This window comes from Promicromonospora aerolata (assembly GCF_042682255.1).
Lineage (GTDB): Bacteria > Actinomycetota > Actinomycetes > Actinomycetales > Cellulomonadaceae > Promicromonospora > Promicromonospora aerolata.
In genome coordinates, this window is record NZ_JBHUHF010000001.1 from 2,164,500 (window position 1) to 2,178,862 (window position 14,363).

Below are 14,363 nucleotides of genomic sequence, written 5' to 3' on the forward strand. Positions count from 1 at the left end.
AGTGGGGCTGGGTGGGTGGGTTAGGTTGCTAGGGGGTCGCCCGTTGGGGGCGTGTCGCCGCGGTCGGTCGCGCGGTCCAGGGTCCGGTCCGGGAGCCAGACCGTGAACGTGCTGCCGCTCGTGCCGTGGTCGGTGTGCAGCAGGTGCCCGTTGTGACTCTCCGCGACCTGGCGGGCGATCGCCAGCCCCAGGCCGGAGCCGTCAGGCCGCTCCGCAGGCACGGCAGCAGGCCCGCCAGCAGGCCCGCCAGCAGGCCCAACAGCATCTCCACCACCAGCCACACCACCGGCAGCACCAGCACCAGCACCGTTCCCGTTCTCCCCCCGGTAGAACCGGTCGAAGATCCGGTCCCGCGCCTCCGCCGGAACCCCGGGCCCCTCGTCCGCCACGGCGATCCAGGCCCAGCCCCGCCTGCTGCCCACCCCCACCGTGATCGCGCTGCTCGCCGGCGCGAGCCGCACCGCGTTGGACAGCAGGTTGTCGACCGCCCGGCCCAGCGCGTTCGCGTCGCCGTAGGCGACCGGGCCGGGGTGGGTCCGCTCCACGAGGGAGACACCACGCCGTTCGGCGACAGCCCGGTTGTCGCGGACGGCCCCCTCGGCCAGTGCGGCGAGGTCGACCTCCTTGTCGGCGAAGGCCTCCGACCGGAACCGCGCCGTCGCGAGCAGGTCCTCCAGGAGGCGGGACATCCGGCTCGTCGCCCCCAGGACGACGGCGGTCGCCTCGGCGCGCTGCGTCTGGTCCGCCTCCTCGTTGCCGAGCACCGCCTCGACGTTCGCCTGCACCACCATCACGGGGTTGCGCAGCTCGTGGGACACGTCCTCGATGAGCCGGCGTTCCGCGGTGAACGCCCGGTCGAGGCGGTCGAGCATCCCGTCGATCGTGTCGGCCAGGGTGCGCAGCTCGTCCTGTGGCCCGGTCGCACCGATGCGCCGGGACAGGTCGGTGGCGCCGATCTCCTGGGCGGTGCGCGTGACGGCCCCCACCGGCCGCAGCGCCCGTCCCGACACCCACCAGCCGACGACCACGCTGAGCAGGAACATCACCGCGAGCGCCACCGCCGAGTAGTCCCGGAGGGTCTGCAGGGCGGTGAAGTTCACGGCGTGCTGCACGCTGTCGAGGTCGGCGGCCTGGAACTGCTCGCCGGGCCTGTAGGCGATGCTGCCGTCGGACTTCTTCTCGAACCGCTTGACGGTGACGGGGTCCAGCGGTGCGGCGACGATGGTCTGCGAGAGCGCGAAGTAGACGCCGGCGAGGATGAGCGCGGTGATGCCGAACAGGGTCGCGGAGTAGGTGAGGGCGAGTCGCATCCGCACGGTGCGTGCCCACCCGGGAAGCCCCCGGAAGGTCATGCGGGGACGCCCTCGACCGTGGCGGGCAGCTCGCGCAGGCGGTAGCCACGGCCGATGACGGTCTCCAGCGCGGGGTCCTCGCCGTCGACGGTGAGCTTGCGCCGCAGGGTGCCGACGGTGACCCGGACCGTCTGGGTGAAGGGGTCGGCGTTCTCGTCCCACACGTGCTCGAGGAGCTCCTCGGCCGGCACCACGTAGGCGGGCCGGTTCATCAGGTAGCGCAGCACGGCGAACTCCTTGCGGGTGAGCACGAGCTCCCGGGCGCCGCGCCAGGCCAGCTGCCGGGCGGCGTCGAGCCGGATGGGCCCGTGCACCAGGACGGCGGCGGCCTCCCGTGCCTCGCGGCGCAGCAGGGCGCGGATACGGGCGGAGAGCTCGATGATCGCGAACGGTTTGACGAGGTAGTCGTCCGCGCCGACGTCGAGGCCGGTGACCCGGTCGGTCAGGCGGCCGCGCGCGGTCAGCATGAGGATGCGCGGCGGGTCGCCGTCGGCGAGGGGGATCCGGCCGGCGCGGATGGCGCGGGTCAGGTCGAAGCCCGTCCCGTCGGGCAGGGTGATGTCGAGCAGCACGACGTCGTACGGGTTGAGGCCGAGCTTGTCCCTCGCCTCGGCCACGGTGCGCGCCTGGTCGACGGCGTAGCCTTCCCGGCGCAGTGCCACCTGCAGGGCACTCACCAGACCCGCCTCGTCCTCCACGATCAGCAGCCGCACAGCAGCACGGTAACCGCCCGGCGGCGGCTCTGACAGGCCCTGCTGGTCCCCCTTTCGGTCGGCTTTCGCTCGGGTTTCCCGCAGTTTTCTCCCGTCTCGGCTGAAGTCGGTGTCATGGACGAGCCCATGGAACAGCGCAGACCCGCCACCCAGGACATCCCCGCCGTCGCCACGCACCCGCCGCTCCGCCCGGCCGCCGCCCTGGTCGAACGGGCGCTGATCGAGGTGAAACGAGTGATCGTGGGGCAGGACCACATGGTCGAACGGATCATGGTCGGCCTCCTCTCCCGTGGTCACGTGCTGCTCGAGGGCGTTCCGGGTGTTGCCAAGACGCTCGCGGTCCGCACCCTGGCCACCGTGGCCGGCGGCTCGTTCGCCCGCCTGCAGTTCACGCCGGACCTCATGCCGTCGGACATCGTCGGCACCCGCGTCTGGAAGCCCGCGCGGGAGGACTTCGACGTCGAGCTCGGCCCGGTGTTCGCGAACCTCGTCCTCGCCGACGAGATCAACCGCGCCCCGGCCAAGGTGCAGTCGGCCCTGCTGGAGGCGATGGCGGAGGGTCAGGTCAGCATCGGCGGACGCACCTACGCCCTGCCCGACCCCTTCCTCGTGCTCGCCACGCAGAACCCGATCGAGAGCGACGGCGTCTACGCCCTGCCCGAGGCGCAGCGCGACCGGTTCCTGCTCAAGGTCGACGTCGACCACGCCGACGAGCTGGAGGAGCTGACGATCGTGCAGCGCATGAGCGCCGCTCCCCCGCGTGCCGAGCCGTTGCTCGACCCGGCGCTGGTCCGCCAGCTCCAGCAGGAGGCCGACCAGGTGTTCGTGCACCATGCCGTCGCGCAGTACGCGGTGGCCCTGGTGATCGCCACCCGCCGCCCCCATCAGTACGGCCTGCACCACCTCGACGGCGTGCTGGAGTACGGCGTCAGCGCGCGCGGCAGCCTCGGCCTGATCACCGCCGGACGCTCGCTCGCCCTGATGCGCGGGCGCGACTACGTGCTGCCGGCCGACCTCGTCGACCTGGCGACGGACACCCTCGGCCACCGGCTCGTCCTCACGTTCGAGGCGGCGGCCGACGGCGTCGCGCCCCGCACCGTGATCGAGGCCGTCCTGGCCGCCGTCCCGCAGCCGCGCGTGGCACCGGCCGAGGAGGAGGTGGTCGTGCGATGACCGACTCGGGGAGCGACTCCGCGCGCAGGTTCCGCCGGCTCGAGCTCACCGTCCGGCGCCGGGTCGACGGTCTGCTGCAGGGCGACGTCGACGGGCACGCGCTCGGACCCGGCTCCGACCCGGAGGAGCTCACCCAGTACCAGCCGGGCCAGGACGTGCGGCGGATCGACTGGAACGTCACCGCCCGCACGGGTGACCCGCACCTGTGGCGCACGCGCGCCCAGCACGAGCTGGACACCTGGCTCCTCGTGGACCGCAGCCCCAGCATGACCTTCGGCACCGCCCGGACCGAGAAGGTGGACGTCGCCGAGGAGGTGGCCGCCGCCGTCGGACTGCTGACCGCCGGGCCGGGCAACCGCGTTGGCGTCGGCCTGATCGACGAGGCGGGCCTGCGCTGGATCTCGCCCCGCCCCGGGCGCGCCGCCGCGGCGGCGCTGACGCGGCTCGACGCGGCAGTCCGCCAGGGCAGCCCCGCGGTCTCGCTGTCGGACGCCCTGCGCGGGCTCGGCGCCCGGGCCCGACGCCGCGGGCTGTGCGTCGTCGTCACCGACCTGGTGGCGTCCGACGGCGCGGTCGAGCGGCCCTTCGAGTGGGAGGGGCCGCTCCGACGGCTGGCCGCCCGGCACGACGTGATAGTCGTCGAGGTCGACGACCCGCGGGAGCGCGAGCTGCCCGACGTCGGCGAGGTCGTGCTGCTCGATCCCGAGACCGGGACGCAGCGCGAGGTGTCCACCTCGGACCCCGAGCTGCGCCTCGCCTACGCCATGGTCGCCGCCCTGCATCGCGACGAGACGGCAGCGGCAGTACGCGCCGCCCGCGCCGAACACCTGCGCGTGAGCACCGACGACGACTGGGCGGTGGCGCTCGCCCGGTTCGTCAAGGACCGCCGTCGCGCCCCCGCACGCCGTCACCGGAGGACACCGTGACCTTCACCGATCCCCTGATCCTGCTCGCCCTCGTACCCGTCGCGGCCCTCGCGCTGGCGTACGTCCTGCTGCAGCGGCGCCGCACCCGCTACGCCGTCCGCTTCGCGACCCTGCCGATGCTCGACCGGGTGGCGCCGGCCCGCCCGCGCTGGCGGCGGCACCTCGCGACCGGCCTCGTGCTGCTCGCGCTCGGGGCGTTCGCCACCGCGGCGGCCGGGCCGGAGATGCGGCTCCGTGTGCCGTACGAGCGCGCGACGGTCATCGTCGCCATCGACGTGTCCGGCTCGATGGACGCGCAGGATGTGCCGCCGGACCGGCTGACCGCGGCCAAGGAGGCGGCCGTGCAGTTCGTCCGGGAGCTTCCCGAGACCGTCCAGGTCGGCGTGGTCGCGTTCGCGGAGGACGCCGAGCTGGTCGCCCCCGTCACCGCCGACCGCGCCCTCGTCGAGAACTCCATCCAGAACCTGCGGTCCGCCGGCGGCACCGCCATCGGCGAGGCGGTCTTCGCCTCGGCGGCGGAGGTCGCACGGCAGGCCGCCACCAGCGGCACGACGGCGGACGACGGCTCCGCGAGCACGAGCCGGGAGAACGGGGCGGACGGCGCCGAGGACGACCCGCAGGCCGCCGAGCCGATCCCCGCCCGGCTGGTCCTGCTCTCCGACGGGTTCAACACCGCCGGCCGCAGCCCCGCCGAGTCCGTGCAGGCGGCGCTCGATGCCCAGATGCCCGTCTCCTCGATCGCCTACGGCACTCCCGGCGGTGTCATCGGTGCCGGCGGCCGCATCCGGTCTGCCCCCGCCGACGACGACACCCTGCGCATGCTCGCCGAAGAGACCGACGGCCACTTCTACCGCGCGGAGAGCGGCGCCGAGCTGGACCAGGTCTACGAGGACATCGGCTCGGCCATCGGCTGGCGCACCGAGACCACCCTCGTCACCACTCCGCTGGTCCTGCTCGGTCTGGCGCTCGCCATCATCGCCACCGCCCTGTCCCTGCGCTGGTTCTCCCGGTTGGTCTGACACCGTTCGAAGGAGCGTTCCCTTGCAGAACCCCGACCCCCTGCTCAATGGCTCTCCCACCGGCGGGGCTCCCGCCGGCAACCCTCCCGTCGGGCTGGGGCGGCCCGCCGGCCCGCGCCACTTCGTCGTCGGAGAGCCCGTCGCCCCGCCACCACCTGCGCCCGACCCGCCTCGCTCCCGGCTGGTGCCGCCGGTCGCCGCGCCGTCCTCCTCGCTGTCCTCCGCACCGCCGGGCGCCGCACCACCGGCCGCGCCCGCCGGGCCCGCGTTCGGCCTGCCGTCGGGCCCGCCCGTCCCGGGGCATGGCGCCGGGCACGACGTCCGGCACGACGCCGCGCAGGATGCCTCGCCCCGCCGTCCCCGGCCCCTGCTGACCCTGGCGACCGCGCTCGCCCTGGGCGCGCTCGTGGGATCGGCGACGACGGGCCTGGTCACAGGCCTGAGCTTCGCCCAGGAGGAGACGGCGGCACCCGCAGCGGTGGAGCAGGCCACGGGGCCGACGACGACGGAGAGCGCCGCCCAGCGCGCGCTGCCCAGCGTGGTCCAGGTCCGGGCCGGGTCGCGGGGCGGGTCGGGCGTCATCATCGACGACAGCCACGTGGTCACCAACGGGCACGTGGTCGTCGGCAGCGAGACGGTCGAGCTGCTGCTGGACGACGGGAGCTCCGTGACCGGCCGTGTGCTCGGCTCCGACGAGCGCAACGACATAGCGGTGGTCGAGGCAGATCTCGGCAGCGCCCGCGCCGCAGCCCTGGGCCGCAGCGCGGGCCTGCAGATCGGGCAGCCGGTCATCGCCGTCGGCTCGCCGCTCGGCCTGACGGGCAGCGTCACCGCCGGGGTGGTCAGCGCCGTCGATCGCAGCTCCGGAAACTACCCCGGGCCGATGATCCAGACCGACGCCTCCATCAACCAGGGGAACTCGGGCGGACCCCTGGTCGACCTGCGCGGTCAGGTGGTCGGCATCAACACGGCCATCGCGACGGTCGGCAGCTCGGGCAACATCGGCATCGGGTTCGCCGTGCCGATCGACCGCGCAGCCGAGGTGGCCGGGCGCATCATCGCCAGGGCGTGAGCTGGAGTGTCGCCCCGGGGATTGTCTCCGGACGTGACCGGGGCGTCGGGCGGCGGGTTACGTGAACAGGCCGCTGTAGGCGTTCAGGGCCGGCTGGCCGCCCAGGTGCGCGTAGAGCACCGTGGCGTCCGCCGGGATCTCGCCGCTCGTGACGAGGTCGATCAGGCCGGCCATCGACTTGCCCTCGTAGACCGGATCGATGATCACACCCTCCAGCCGGCCGGTGAGCCGGATCGCGTCGAGCGTCGACTCGACCGGGATCCCGTACTTGTCGCCGGCCCAGCCGGGCAGGACGGTGATCTCGTCGTCGCGCAGCGGCCGCCCGACGCCGATGAGCTCGGCCGTCGCACGCGCGATCCGGGCGACCTGGTCGCGGGTCTCGTCGAGCTTCGCGCTGGCGTCGATCCCGATCACCCGGCGTGACCGGCCACCGGCCTCCTCGAGCGCGGCGAACCCGGCGATCATGCCGGCGAGGGTCGATCCGGTGACCGCGCACACGACGATCGTGTCGAAGAAGACGCCGAGGTCGCGCTCCTGCTGCTCCACCTCGTGCGCCCAGTGCGCGAACCCCAGGCCGCCCAGCCGGTGGTCGGACGCCCCGGCCGGGATCGCGTACGGCGTGCCGCCACGCTCCTTCACCTCGTCGATCGCGCGGGCCCAGGAGTCCTTGAACCCGATGCCGAAACCGGCCGGGTCGAGCCGGACCTCGGCACCCATGATCCGGCTCAGCATGATGTTCCCGACCCGGTCGGCGACGGAGTCTGGCCAGTCGACCCAGTTCTCCTGCACCAGCACCGCCTTGAGCCCCAGGGACGCGGCCACCGCTGCCACCTGGCGCGTGTGGTTGGACTGGTAGCCGCCGATCGAGACCAGGGTGTCCGCACCCTGCGCGAGCGCGTCCGGGACGATGTACTCCAGCTTGCGGGTCTTGTTGCCGCCGTACGCGAGACCAGCGTTGCAGTCCTCACGCTTGGCCCACACCGACGCACCGCCGAGATGGGCGGTCAGCCGCGGCAGCGGATGGACCGGGCTCGGCCCGAAGGTCAGCGGGTGGCGGGGGAAGTCGGACAGGGCCATGGGTTACTCCTTGGCGACGGGCTGGTCGGCTGGTGGGTCGACTGGTGCACCGGTCGGCTGGTGGGTGGGCTGGTCGGTCGGCTGGTCGGCTGGTCGGTCGACTGGTGCACCGGTCGGCTGGTCGGTCGGCTCGTCGGTCGGCAGGGTGTACCAGGTGTCGAAGGCGACGGCCGCCGCCTGGGCCGCGTCCCCGGCGGCACACAGCCGGATCAGCTCGTCGTGCCGGGCGAACGACGCCCGCCCGCCCAGCGAGGAGAACCGCAGACGTTCCGCGCGGCGCAGCACCGGTGTGAACTGGTCGAGCACCGATGCGAGGGCCCGGTTCGCCGCCACGCTCACGGGCACGGCGTGCAGCGCGTCGTCGGCCCGTAGCGCCGCCTCGACGTCACCCGTCTCGATCGCCGCGCGGAACTCGCGGTTGGCTGCACGCATCGCGTCGAGGTCGGCCTCCGTGAGGCTCCGCACCGCCTCCCGCACGGCGACCTCGTGCATCGCGGCGACGACGTCGCGCGCACCGCGCACGTCCCGCAGGTCCAGCGAGCTCACGGTCGTCGAGCTGCCTGGACGGGCCACGACCAGCCCGGCCTCGGCCAGGCGCAGCAACGCCTCGCGCACCGGCGTGCGGCTGACACCGAGCCAGGCCGCGAGGTCGCCGTCGCGCAGCTGCTCCCCCGGCGCGAGGCTGCCGTCCACGATGGCGTCGCGCAGCCGGCCGTAGACGTCGTCACGGAGGAGTCGGCGCCCGATCGGTGGCACGCTCGCGGGAATGGGCATGCAATATATTACATACCGGATCGATAGCGCTGGCAAGGGCCGTTCCCGCGGTCGGCGGTGCATCGACGGTGCCCCGACGGGACCTGCCAGACCTGCCGGACCTGCGCGGACCTGCGCGGACCTGCGCGGACCTGCGCGGACCTGCAGAACGAGACACCCTCCTCGCACCCCTCTCCCGATCCCGCACACCGTTGCCGACCTGCCACCCACCACCCACCACCCACCGAACCGCAAGTTGTTGGTGGCCCTGGGCCCGCCGCCCTCCGAACCGCAACCTGCACGCCTCCCAGCGCGCCGAACCGCAGCGACACGCCGAAAACGTTCGCGCCCTCGGCGTGTCGTTGCGGTTCGGCACCCTGGGCCACTCGTGACTTGCGGCTCGGCGTGCACCCGAGCCCCAGGACCACCAACAACTTGCGGCTCGACACCCACCGCACACCCCGCGCGACGACAACTTGCGGCTCAGCGGTCATCAGGGACTCGGGTTTGGAAGCAACTTGCGGCTCAGCGGGCACGGGAACCAGGGTTCGGAAGCAACCTGCGGCTCAACGGGCACCGGGGAACCGGGTTCGGAAGCAACCTGCGGCTCGGGGTGCATCGGACAGCGAGGCAGCAGGGCCGCCGGCGCCAAGAGGCCAAGAGGCCAAAAAGCCAGGGCGCCAGGAGGCCCCGACGTCGCACGTCTCGCCGGGCAGCGATAGCTGGTTCGGTGGCTGCCAGGTGGGCTGGATCCGGTTCCGCTGAGACTCGGGTATGCGGGTTGACCTGAAGAGTTCAGCCAGTGCGAAATGCCCGAGGCCAGGGCGAACAACGTTCAGCAGGCCTGGCACCCACCACCTGGGGCTACCTCACCGTCGACCCAGCACCCCCAGCCAGCCACCCAGCCACCCAGCCACCCAGCCACCCAGCCACCCAGCCACCCAGCCGAGCATCACCGAGCCGCGCGATCCCGCTCGGAAACCCGACACCGTCCGGGATCCTATCGGGCCGCGACACTGGTATCGCCGCAGGCCACATGCCCCGCCGGGGGCCTACCGCGCCTCCTGGAGCGGGAGGAGCACCCGCTTGATGACGAGGAGGCCGGCCGCCGCGACCGGGACCGCGACGAGTGCCCCGAGCACCCCGCCGAGCGACGCCCCGGCGAGGGCCGCGACGATGACGAGCACGCCCGGCACCGCTACCGCGCGGCTCATCACCCGCGGGGACAGGACGTAGGCCTCGACCTGCATGTACACGAGCAGGAAGAGGGCCACGACGAGCGCCGCGCCCGGGCTCACCGTCAGCGTGGCGAGGGTCACCAGGATGGAGCCGATCACCGTTCCGACCACGGGGATCAGGGCCGCGATGAACGCGATGACGGCGAGCAGGATCGGGGCAGGGCTGCCCGCGATCACCGTCAGGAGCAGCGTGAAGGTGGCGTTGATGGTCGCCAGGATCAGCTGCCCGGAGACGTAGCGGCCCACCGAGTCCAGCACCTCGTTCAGGAGCGAACCGGTCAGGTCCCGCCGAGACCGTGGCACGAGCCGCAGCACGGCGGCGACGATGGTCGGCAGTGTCAGGGCGATGTAGATGGTCAGCGCCGTGACGATGACGACGGCCGTCACGCCGTTGATCAGCCCGGTGCCGACCTGCAGCACGCCGCCGGCGATCGCCGAGAGCTGGCGGGGGTCGGTGAGCAGGTCGGTCAGCGACGACAGGAGGCCGTTCAGATCGAGGGCGCCCAGGTTGCTGGTGGCCCAGGTGTACCAGCCCTGGTCCTGCAGGTCACGCAGTGCGTCGACGAGCTGCGCGACGAAGACGCTGACCTGCTGGACGGCGACCGGCAGCACGGTGACGACGAAGAGCGCGACCGCCATCGCGAACCCGACGATCATCGTCGTGGCAGCCACCCATCTCCGCAGCCCGCGCGAGATGAGGTACCGGATGCCGGGTTCGAGGGCCAGCGCCAGGAACAGGGCCAGCCCGACGTACACGAGAACCGTGGCCACTGCCGCGAGCGCGCCCAGTATCGCGAGGCCGGCGCCGACGCCCAGGGTCGCGAGCATCGCGTAGCCGAACGGTTGGGCCGGCAGACCGACCGCCGCGTGCCGGCGGCTCGCGGCAGGGACCCGGGACGCCTGCCGGCCGCTCACCGACGTGTCGGGGTCGGCCCGCGCTCGCCGGATCCGCGCTCCCGACGGTCGGGGCAGGGTGCCGGGTCGTTGTGGCATCCGGGCCATGGCGCTCCATCTCGGTCCCACGTGTCCGCGGTGGACACCTGCTGGGCCCCAGCCTCCCTGAAAGCGGCCCGCTTGTCGCCGTCGCACGCCGCGACCGGACCTCCGGGCGTGCTCGCCCGAGGGGGCCTGTCCGGGCCTCCCACCCAGCAGGCGTACTGGCGTTGAATGGGTTGCGATAGAAGCACCGAACCCGGTGCCGCACCCCGATCGGCACCGGCACGAAGCAAGGAGAGACACCCATGCGTGGAGTTGTCATGTACGCGCCCGGCGACGTCCGCGTCGAGGACCGCGAGGACGCCCGGATCGTCGAGCCGACCGACGCGGTGATCCGGGTGACCGCTACCTGCATCTGCGGCTCGGACCTCTGGCCGTACCGCGGGATCGAGTCGCTGAAGGGCCCCACCCCGATGGGTCACGAGTACATCGGCGTCGTCGAGCAGATCGGCGACGACGTGCGCGACATCAAGGTCGGCGACTACGTCGTCGGGTCGTTCGTCGCCTCGGACAACACCTGCGAGATCTGCCAGGCCGGGTACCAGTCCCGCTGCGTGCACAACGTGATGATGGGTTCGGTGGGCACGCAGGCCCAGCTCGCCCGGATCCCGCTCGCCGACGGCACGCTCGTCGCCACCCCCGGCGCGCCCGACGCCGACCTGGTCCCGTCGCTGCTGGCCGCCTCCGACGTGCTCGGCACCGGCTGGTTCGCCGCGGTGGCCGCGGAGGCCGGGCCCGGCAGGACCATCGCGGTCGTGGGCGACGGCGCGGTCGGGCTCTCGGCGGTCCTGGCCGCCAAGCAGCTCGGCGCGGAGCGCATCATCGTGTCCAGCCGCCACCCCGAGCGGCAGGCTCTGGCCCGCGAGTTCGGCGCCACCGACATCATCGAGGAGCGTGGCGACGACGGCGCCGCGAGAGTCAGGGAGCTCACCGGCGGGTACGGCGCCCACGGCGTCGTCGAGGCGGTCGGCACCGAGGAGTCGATGTGGCAGGCCATCAACTCCGCCCGGCCGGGCGGGTACGTCGGCTACGTCGGTGTCACGCACGGCGTCAAGCTCGACGGCCTCAGCCTCTTCTTCACCGGCGTGCACCTGCACGGCGGCCCCGCCCCGGTGCGCCGGTTCCTGCCGGAGCTGATCCAGCTCATCTGGGACCGCACCATCGATCCGGGCAAGGTCTTCGACCTCACCCTGCCGCTCGAGGCCGCGGCCGAGGGCTACCAGGCGATGGACGAGCGGCGCGCCACGAAGGTGCTGCTCACCCTCTGATCCGCCCGCCCGGGACATGCTCGGGCCCTCCGGCCGACGGCGGGGAGCGGGATCTCAGCGCTCCTTGCCGTCGGCCGCCACGGCGCCGGCGCCAGCGGCGTCGGCGCGGCGACGATCCTCCCCCTCGGCATCGTGACCACCGCATCGACAGTGCTCGCCGCCGGGTCCTACCTCGCGCTGGCCGCCCGGGCGGCGCGGGTCAGCCGGCCTGCCGAGCCCGTACGCATACCCCTGGAGCCCTCATGCACCGTCTGACCTCCGTGCTCGTGATCGAACCATGACGTCGCGGCCGGGGTGCCCTGGCAGGGCCTCCCGGGCCGGCGGCGCCATCCCTACCGTGGAAGCCATGAGCACCAAGGACGAGGTGCGGGAGTTCCTGGTCTCCCGCCGCGCGAACGTCACCCCGCAGCAGGCGGGCCTGCCCGACTTCGGCGGGGAACGCCGCGTACCCGGGCTGCGCCGCGCGGAGGTGGCCATGCTCGCCGACGTCAGCCTCGACTACTACACGAGGCTGGAGCGCGGGAACGTCCGCGGGGCGTCCGAGAGCGTGCTGGGCGCCATCGCACGAGCGCTGCAGCTGAACGACGCCGAGCGGGAGTACCTGTTCGACCTGTCCCGCACCGCTCCCGCCGCGGCGGCCGCGCGCGACCGGAAGCCGGTCGCGCAGTCGGTACGCACCTCGGTGCAGCGTGTGCTCGACCACCTGCACGTGCCGGCGATCGTGCACAACTCGACCCAGGACCTGGTCGCCGCCAACGTACTGGGCCGCGCCCTGTACGCACCGCACTTCGACACCGACGGCATGCCGAACATCGCCCGGTTCATCTTTCTCGACGGCCGAGCCCGGGACTACTACGTCGACTGGACCCAGGCCCGCCGGACGGCCGCCGCGATCATGCGGCTCGAAGCCGGACGCGACCCGCTCAACGCGGACCTCACCGCGCTCATCGGCGAGCTGTCCACCCGCAGCCCGCAGTTCCGTGCGGACTGGGCCGGGCACGACGTCCATGAGCACCGCACCGGCGTCAAGTCGTTCCGGCACCCCGTCGTCGGGCCCGTCACGGTCGCCTTCGACGTGTTCGGGATGCCCGGTGAGGCAGGGCTGCAGATCGTCACCTACAGCCCGCCGCCGCACACCGACTCCGCCGAGAAGTTCGCGCTGCTGGCCTCCTGGGCCGCCACCCAGGAGGCCGAGCGCCCGGCCGACCCCGCGTCCGTCAGTCCCAGCGGAACAGCAGGCCCGCGGTCACGGAGCCCACGACGGTCGTGACGGCCAGGCTGATGACGTGGACCGGATCGACGGCCGCGCCGACCCAGGTGGCGGACAGTGCCGCCACGGCGGCGCCGAACGGCAGCCGTTCCCCGACCGTCGCGACCGCCTCGGGGAGGCTGCCCGGCCCGCCGAACATCCCGCCCAGGGCGCCGAGCGCGAAGAACGTGATGAGTCCGATCGCCACCGCGGAGTTGGGGGTCGGCGCGACGGCGGCGACGATCATGCCGACGGCGTACATCGCCGCCATCGCGAGCCCGTAGACGGCGACGGCCGCACCCAGGTCCGCCGGAGCACGCGCGCCGAAGGCGAGGAACGCCACGGCCAGCGCCCCGGCGAGCCCGACGAGGGCCTGCAGCACGCTGACGACCACCTGCGCGACCAGGACCATCGCCGGGGAGGCCGGTGTCACCGCGAGCCGCCGCAGGATGCCCGTGCGCCGGTAGTAGGCGAGGAAGCTGGGCATGTTGATGACGCCGATGGAGGCCAGGACGATGGTCAGCACCAGGGGCAGCACGTAGAACTCCAGGGCGGTGAACCCGTCGGCCACCAGCTGGTCGCCGGCCGACCGGGCACTCATCACCAGGATCAGCAGCGGCAGGACGATCGGTACGACGAGACCCGCCGTGTCCCGCGCGACCATCTTGGCCTCGCACACGACGAGGGTCAGCCAGGCGTTGACGCCCGGCCGGCGGACTTCGGTCACGGTGCTCATTCGGCCTCCTCCAGCTGCTTCCCGGTGAGCGCGACGAACGCGTCGTCGAGGTTCCGCGCGCCCGCCCGCGCGACCAGGGCCGCTGGCGGTTCCACGGCGAGCAGCCGCCCGGCGTCCAGGAGCGCGACGCGGTCGCAGAGCCGCTCGACCTCTTCCATCGCGTGACTGACCAGCACGATCGTGACCCCTTCGTCGCGGAGCAGCTCGATCGTGGCCCACATCTGCCGCCGGGCCCGCGGGTCGAGGCCCGTGGTGAGCTCGTCCAGGATCAGCACCCGGGGGCGGCCGGCGAGGGCGAGGGCGATCGAGAGCCGCTGCTGCTGACCGCCGGACAGCTTCTCGAAGCGCACACCGCGCTTGTCCTGCAGACCGACCAGCTCGAGCAGCTCACCGGACGGGCGCGGGCCCGGGTAGAAGCCGCGGTAGAGGCCGATCAGCTCGGACACGGTGAGCGCGCCGTGCAGCTCGGCCTCCTGCAGCTGGACGCCCAGCACCTGGCGCACCGCGGCCCGGTCGCGCTGCGGGTCCAGGCCCAGGATCGTGACGCGTCCGCGGTCGGGCCGGCGCAGCCCCGCGATCATCTCGACGGTGGTGGTCTTGCCGGCGCCGTTGGTGCCGAGGATCCCGAGCACCTCGCCGGGCGCGACCCGCAGGCCCACGTCGTCGACCGCCACCGTGTCGCCATAGCGTCTGTGCAGGTGCTCGGCGTGGATCGCAGGTTCTTCACTGGTCATGGCGCCGACGCTAGGCGGGCGCTCCCCGGGGGCGCGCGTGCCGATGGTCAGGGATGT

General features: G+C 73.1%; 14 protein-coding genes. 7 read left to right on the forward strand and 7 right to left on the reverse strand.

Annotation, left to right across the window (positions count from 1 at the left end):
- Window positions 1-20: 20 nt before the first annotated feature.
- Entirely contained in the window at window positions 21-1,352 is a 1,332-nt protein-coding gene (locus ACFSL2_RS09805; RefSeq protein ID WP_377197677.1) for a sensor histidine kinase, read from the reverse strand.
- Complete coding sequence (locus tag ACFSL2_RS09810) at window positions 1,349-2,065, reverse strand: response regulator transcription factor (RefSeq protein WP_377197678.1); 717 nt, start codon at window positions 2,063-2,065, stop codon at window positions 1,349-1,351. Before ACFSL2_RS09810 ends, ACFSL2_RS09805 begins: the two co-directional genes overlap by 4 nt.
- A gap of 126 nt (window positions 2,066-2,191) precedes the next feature.
- Between ACFSL2_RS09810 and ACFSL2_RS09815 the strand changes: the two genes are divergently transcribed.
- The 4 genes from ACFSL2_RS09815 to ACFSL2_RS09830 are packed head-to-tail and all read left to right on the forward strand — an operon-like array spanning window position 2,192 to window position 6,255.
- Complete coding sequence (locus tag ACFSL2_RS09815) at window positions 2,192-3,238, forward strand: AAA family ATPase (RefSeq protein ID WP_377197679.1); 1,047 nt, start codon at window positions 2,192-2,194, stop codon at window positions 3,236-3,238.
- Window positions 3,235-4,164, forward strand: coding sequence for a DUF58 domain-containing protein (locus ACFSL2_RS09820; protein WP_377197680.1), 930 nt, complete (start codon window positions 3,235-3,237; stop codon window positions 4,162-4,164). Before ACFSL2_RS09815 ends, ACFSL2_RS09820 begins: the two co-directional genes overlap by 4 nt.
- Window positions 4,161-5,183 (forward strand): VWA domain-containing protein, encoded by a 1,023-nt coding sequence (locus ACFSL2_RS09825; protein WP_377197681.1) that lies wholly within the window; start codon window positions 4,161-4,163, stop codon window positions 5,181-5,183. The genes ACFSL2_RS09820 and ACFSL2_RS09825 overlap by 4 nt, the downstream gene beginning before the upstream one ends.
- Window positions 5,184-5,205: 22 nt before the next feature.
- Window positions 5,206-6,255 (forward strand): S1C family serine protease, encoded by a 1,050-nt coding sequence (locus ACFSL2_RS09830; RefSeq protein ID WP_377197682.1) that lies wholly within the window; start codon window positions 5,206-5,208, stop codon window positions 6,253-6,255.
- A 57-nt stretch (window positions 6,256-6,312) separates the two neighbouring features.
- Here ACFSL2_RS09830 and ACFSL2_RS09835 read toward each other — a convergent pair whose 3' ends face one another.
- The 3 genes from ACFSL2_RS09835 to ACFSL2_RS09845 form a co-directional block, all read right to left on the reverse strand.
- Window positions 6,313-7,332, reverse strand: coding sequence for a 1-aminocyclopropane-1-carboxylate deaminase (locus ACFSL2_RS09835; RefSeq protein WP_377197683.1), 1,020 nt, complete (start codon window positions 7,330-7,332; stop codon window positions 6,313-6,315).
- Window positions 7,333-7,335: 3 nt separating this feature from the next.
- On the reverse strand, window positions 7,336-8,106 hold the full coding sequence (locus tag ACFSL2_RS09840) for a GntR family transcriptional regulator (RefSeq protein WP_377197684.1): 771 nt from the start codon (window positions 8,104-8,106) through the stop codon (window positions 7,336-7,338).
- A gap of 1,031 nt (window positions 8,107-9,137) precedes the next feature.
- The gene (locus ACFSL2_RS09845; RefSeq protein ID WP_377197685.1) at window positions 9,138-10,316 is read right to left on the reverse strand and encodes an AI-2E family transporter; all 1,179 of its coding nucleotides are present in this window, start codon (window positions 10,314-10,316) and stop codon (window positions 9,138-9,140) included.
- Between the two features lie 248 nt (window positions 10,317-10,564).
- Between ACFSL2_RS09845 and ACFSL2_RS09850 the strand changes: the two genes are divergently transcribed.
- The 3 genes from ACFSL2_RS09850 to ACFSL2_RS09860 all read left to right on the forward strand — a co-directional run bounded on the left by ACFSL2_RS09850 (window position 10,565) and on the right by ACFSL2_RS09860 (window position 12,857).
- The gene (locus ACFSL2_RS09850) at window positions 10,565-11,587 is read left to right on the forward strand and encodes a zinc-dependent alcohol dehydrogenase family protein (protein WP_377197686.1); all 1,023 of its coding nucleotides are present in this window, start codon (window positions 10,565-10,567) and stop codon (window positions 11,585-11,587) included.
- 132 nt (window positions 11,588-11,719) lie between these two features.
- Window positions 11,720-11,842, forward strand: a complete 123-nt coding sequence (locus tag ACFSL2_RS09855) for a hypothetical protein (RefSeq protein WP_377197687.1) — start codon at window positions 11,720-11,722, stop codon at window positions 11,840-11,842.
- Between the two features lie 91 nt (window positions 11,843-11,933).
- On the forward strand, window positions 11,934-12,857 hold the full coding sequence (locus ACFSL2_RS09860; RefSeq protein ID WP_377197688.1) for a helix-turn-helix transcriptional regulator: 924 nt from the start codon (window positions 11,934-11,936) through the stop codon (window positions 12,855-12,857).
- Here ACFSL2_RS09860 and ACFSL2_RS09865 read toward each other — a convergent pair.
- Entirely contained in the window at window positions 12,805-13,572 is a 768-nt protein-coding gene (locus tag ACFSL2_RS09865) for an ABC transporter permease (RefSeq protein ID WP_377197689.1), read from the reverse strand. The genes ACFSL2_RS09860 and ACFSL2_RS09865 overlap by 53 nt on opposite strands.
- Window positions 13,569-14,306 carry an ABC transporter ATP-binding protein gene (locus tag ACFSL2_RS09870; protein ID WP_377197690.1) on the reverse strand — a complete coding sequence of 246 codons (738 nt, stop codon included), beginning with the start codon at window positions 14,304-14,306 and terminating at the stop codon, window positions 13,569-13,571. Before ACFSL2_RS09870 ends, ACFSL2_RS09865 begins: the two co-directional genes overlap by 4 nt.
- Window positions 14,307-14,363 lie beyond the last annotated feature (57 nt).

Bases quoted from the DNA above. Each gene is read 5' to 3' on its own strand.
- ACFSL2_RS09845 (WP_377197685.1), bottom strand. From the start codon at position 10,316: ATGCCACAACGACCCGGCACCCTGCCCCGACCGTCGGGAGCGCGGATC.
- ACFSL2_RS09860 (WP_377197688.1), top strand. From the start codon at position 11,934: ATGAGCACCAAGGACGAGGTGCGGGAGTTCCTGGTCTCCCGCCGCGCG.
- ACFSL2_RS09835 (WP_377197683.1), bottom strand. From the start codon at position 7,332: ATGGCCCTGTCCGACTTCCCCCGCCACCCGCTGACCTTCGGGCCGAGC.
- ACFSL2_RS09820 (WP_377197680.1), top strand. From the start codon at position 3,235: ATGACCGACTCGGGGAGCGACTCCGCGCGCAGGTTCCGCCGGCTCGAG.
- ACFSL2_RS09865 (WP_377197689.1), bottom strand. From the start codon at position 13,572: ATGAGCACCGTGACCGAAGTCCGCCGGCCGGGCGTCAACGCCTGGCTG.
- ACFSL2_RS09840 (WP_377197684.1), bottom strand. From the start codon at position 8,106: ATGCCCATTCCCGCGAGCGTGCCACCGATCGGGCGCCGACTCCTCCGT.
- ACFSL2_RS09805 (WP_377197677.1), bottom strand. From the start codon at position 1,352: ATGACCTTCCGGGGGCTTCCCGGGTGGGCACGCACCGTGCGGATGCGA.
- ACFSL2_RS09815 (WP_377197679.1), top strand. From the start codon at position 2,192: ATGGAACAGCGCAGACCCGCCACCCAGGACATCCCCGCCGTCGCCACG.
- ACFSL2_RS09870 (WP_377197690.1), bottom strand. From the start codon at position 14,306: ATGACCAGTGAAGAACCTGCGATCCACGCCGAGCACCTGCACAGACGC.
- ACFSL2_RS09850 (WP_377197686.1), top strand. From the start codon at position 10,565: ATGCGTGGAGTTGTCATGTACGCGCCCGGCGACGTCCGCGTCGAGGAC.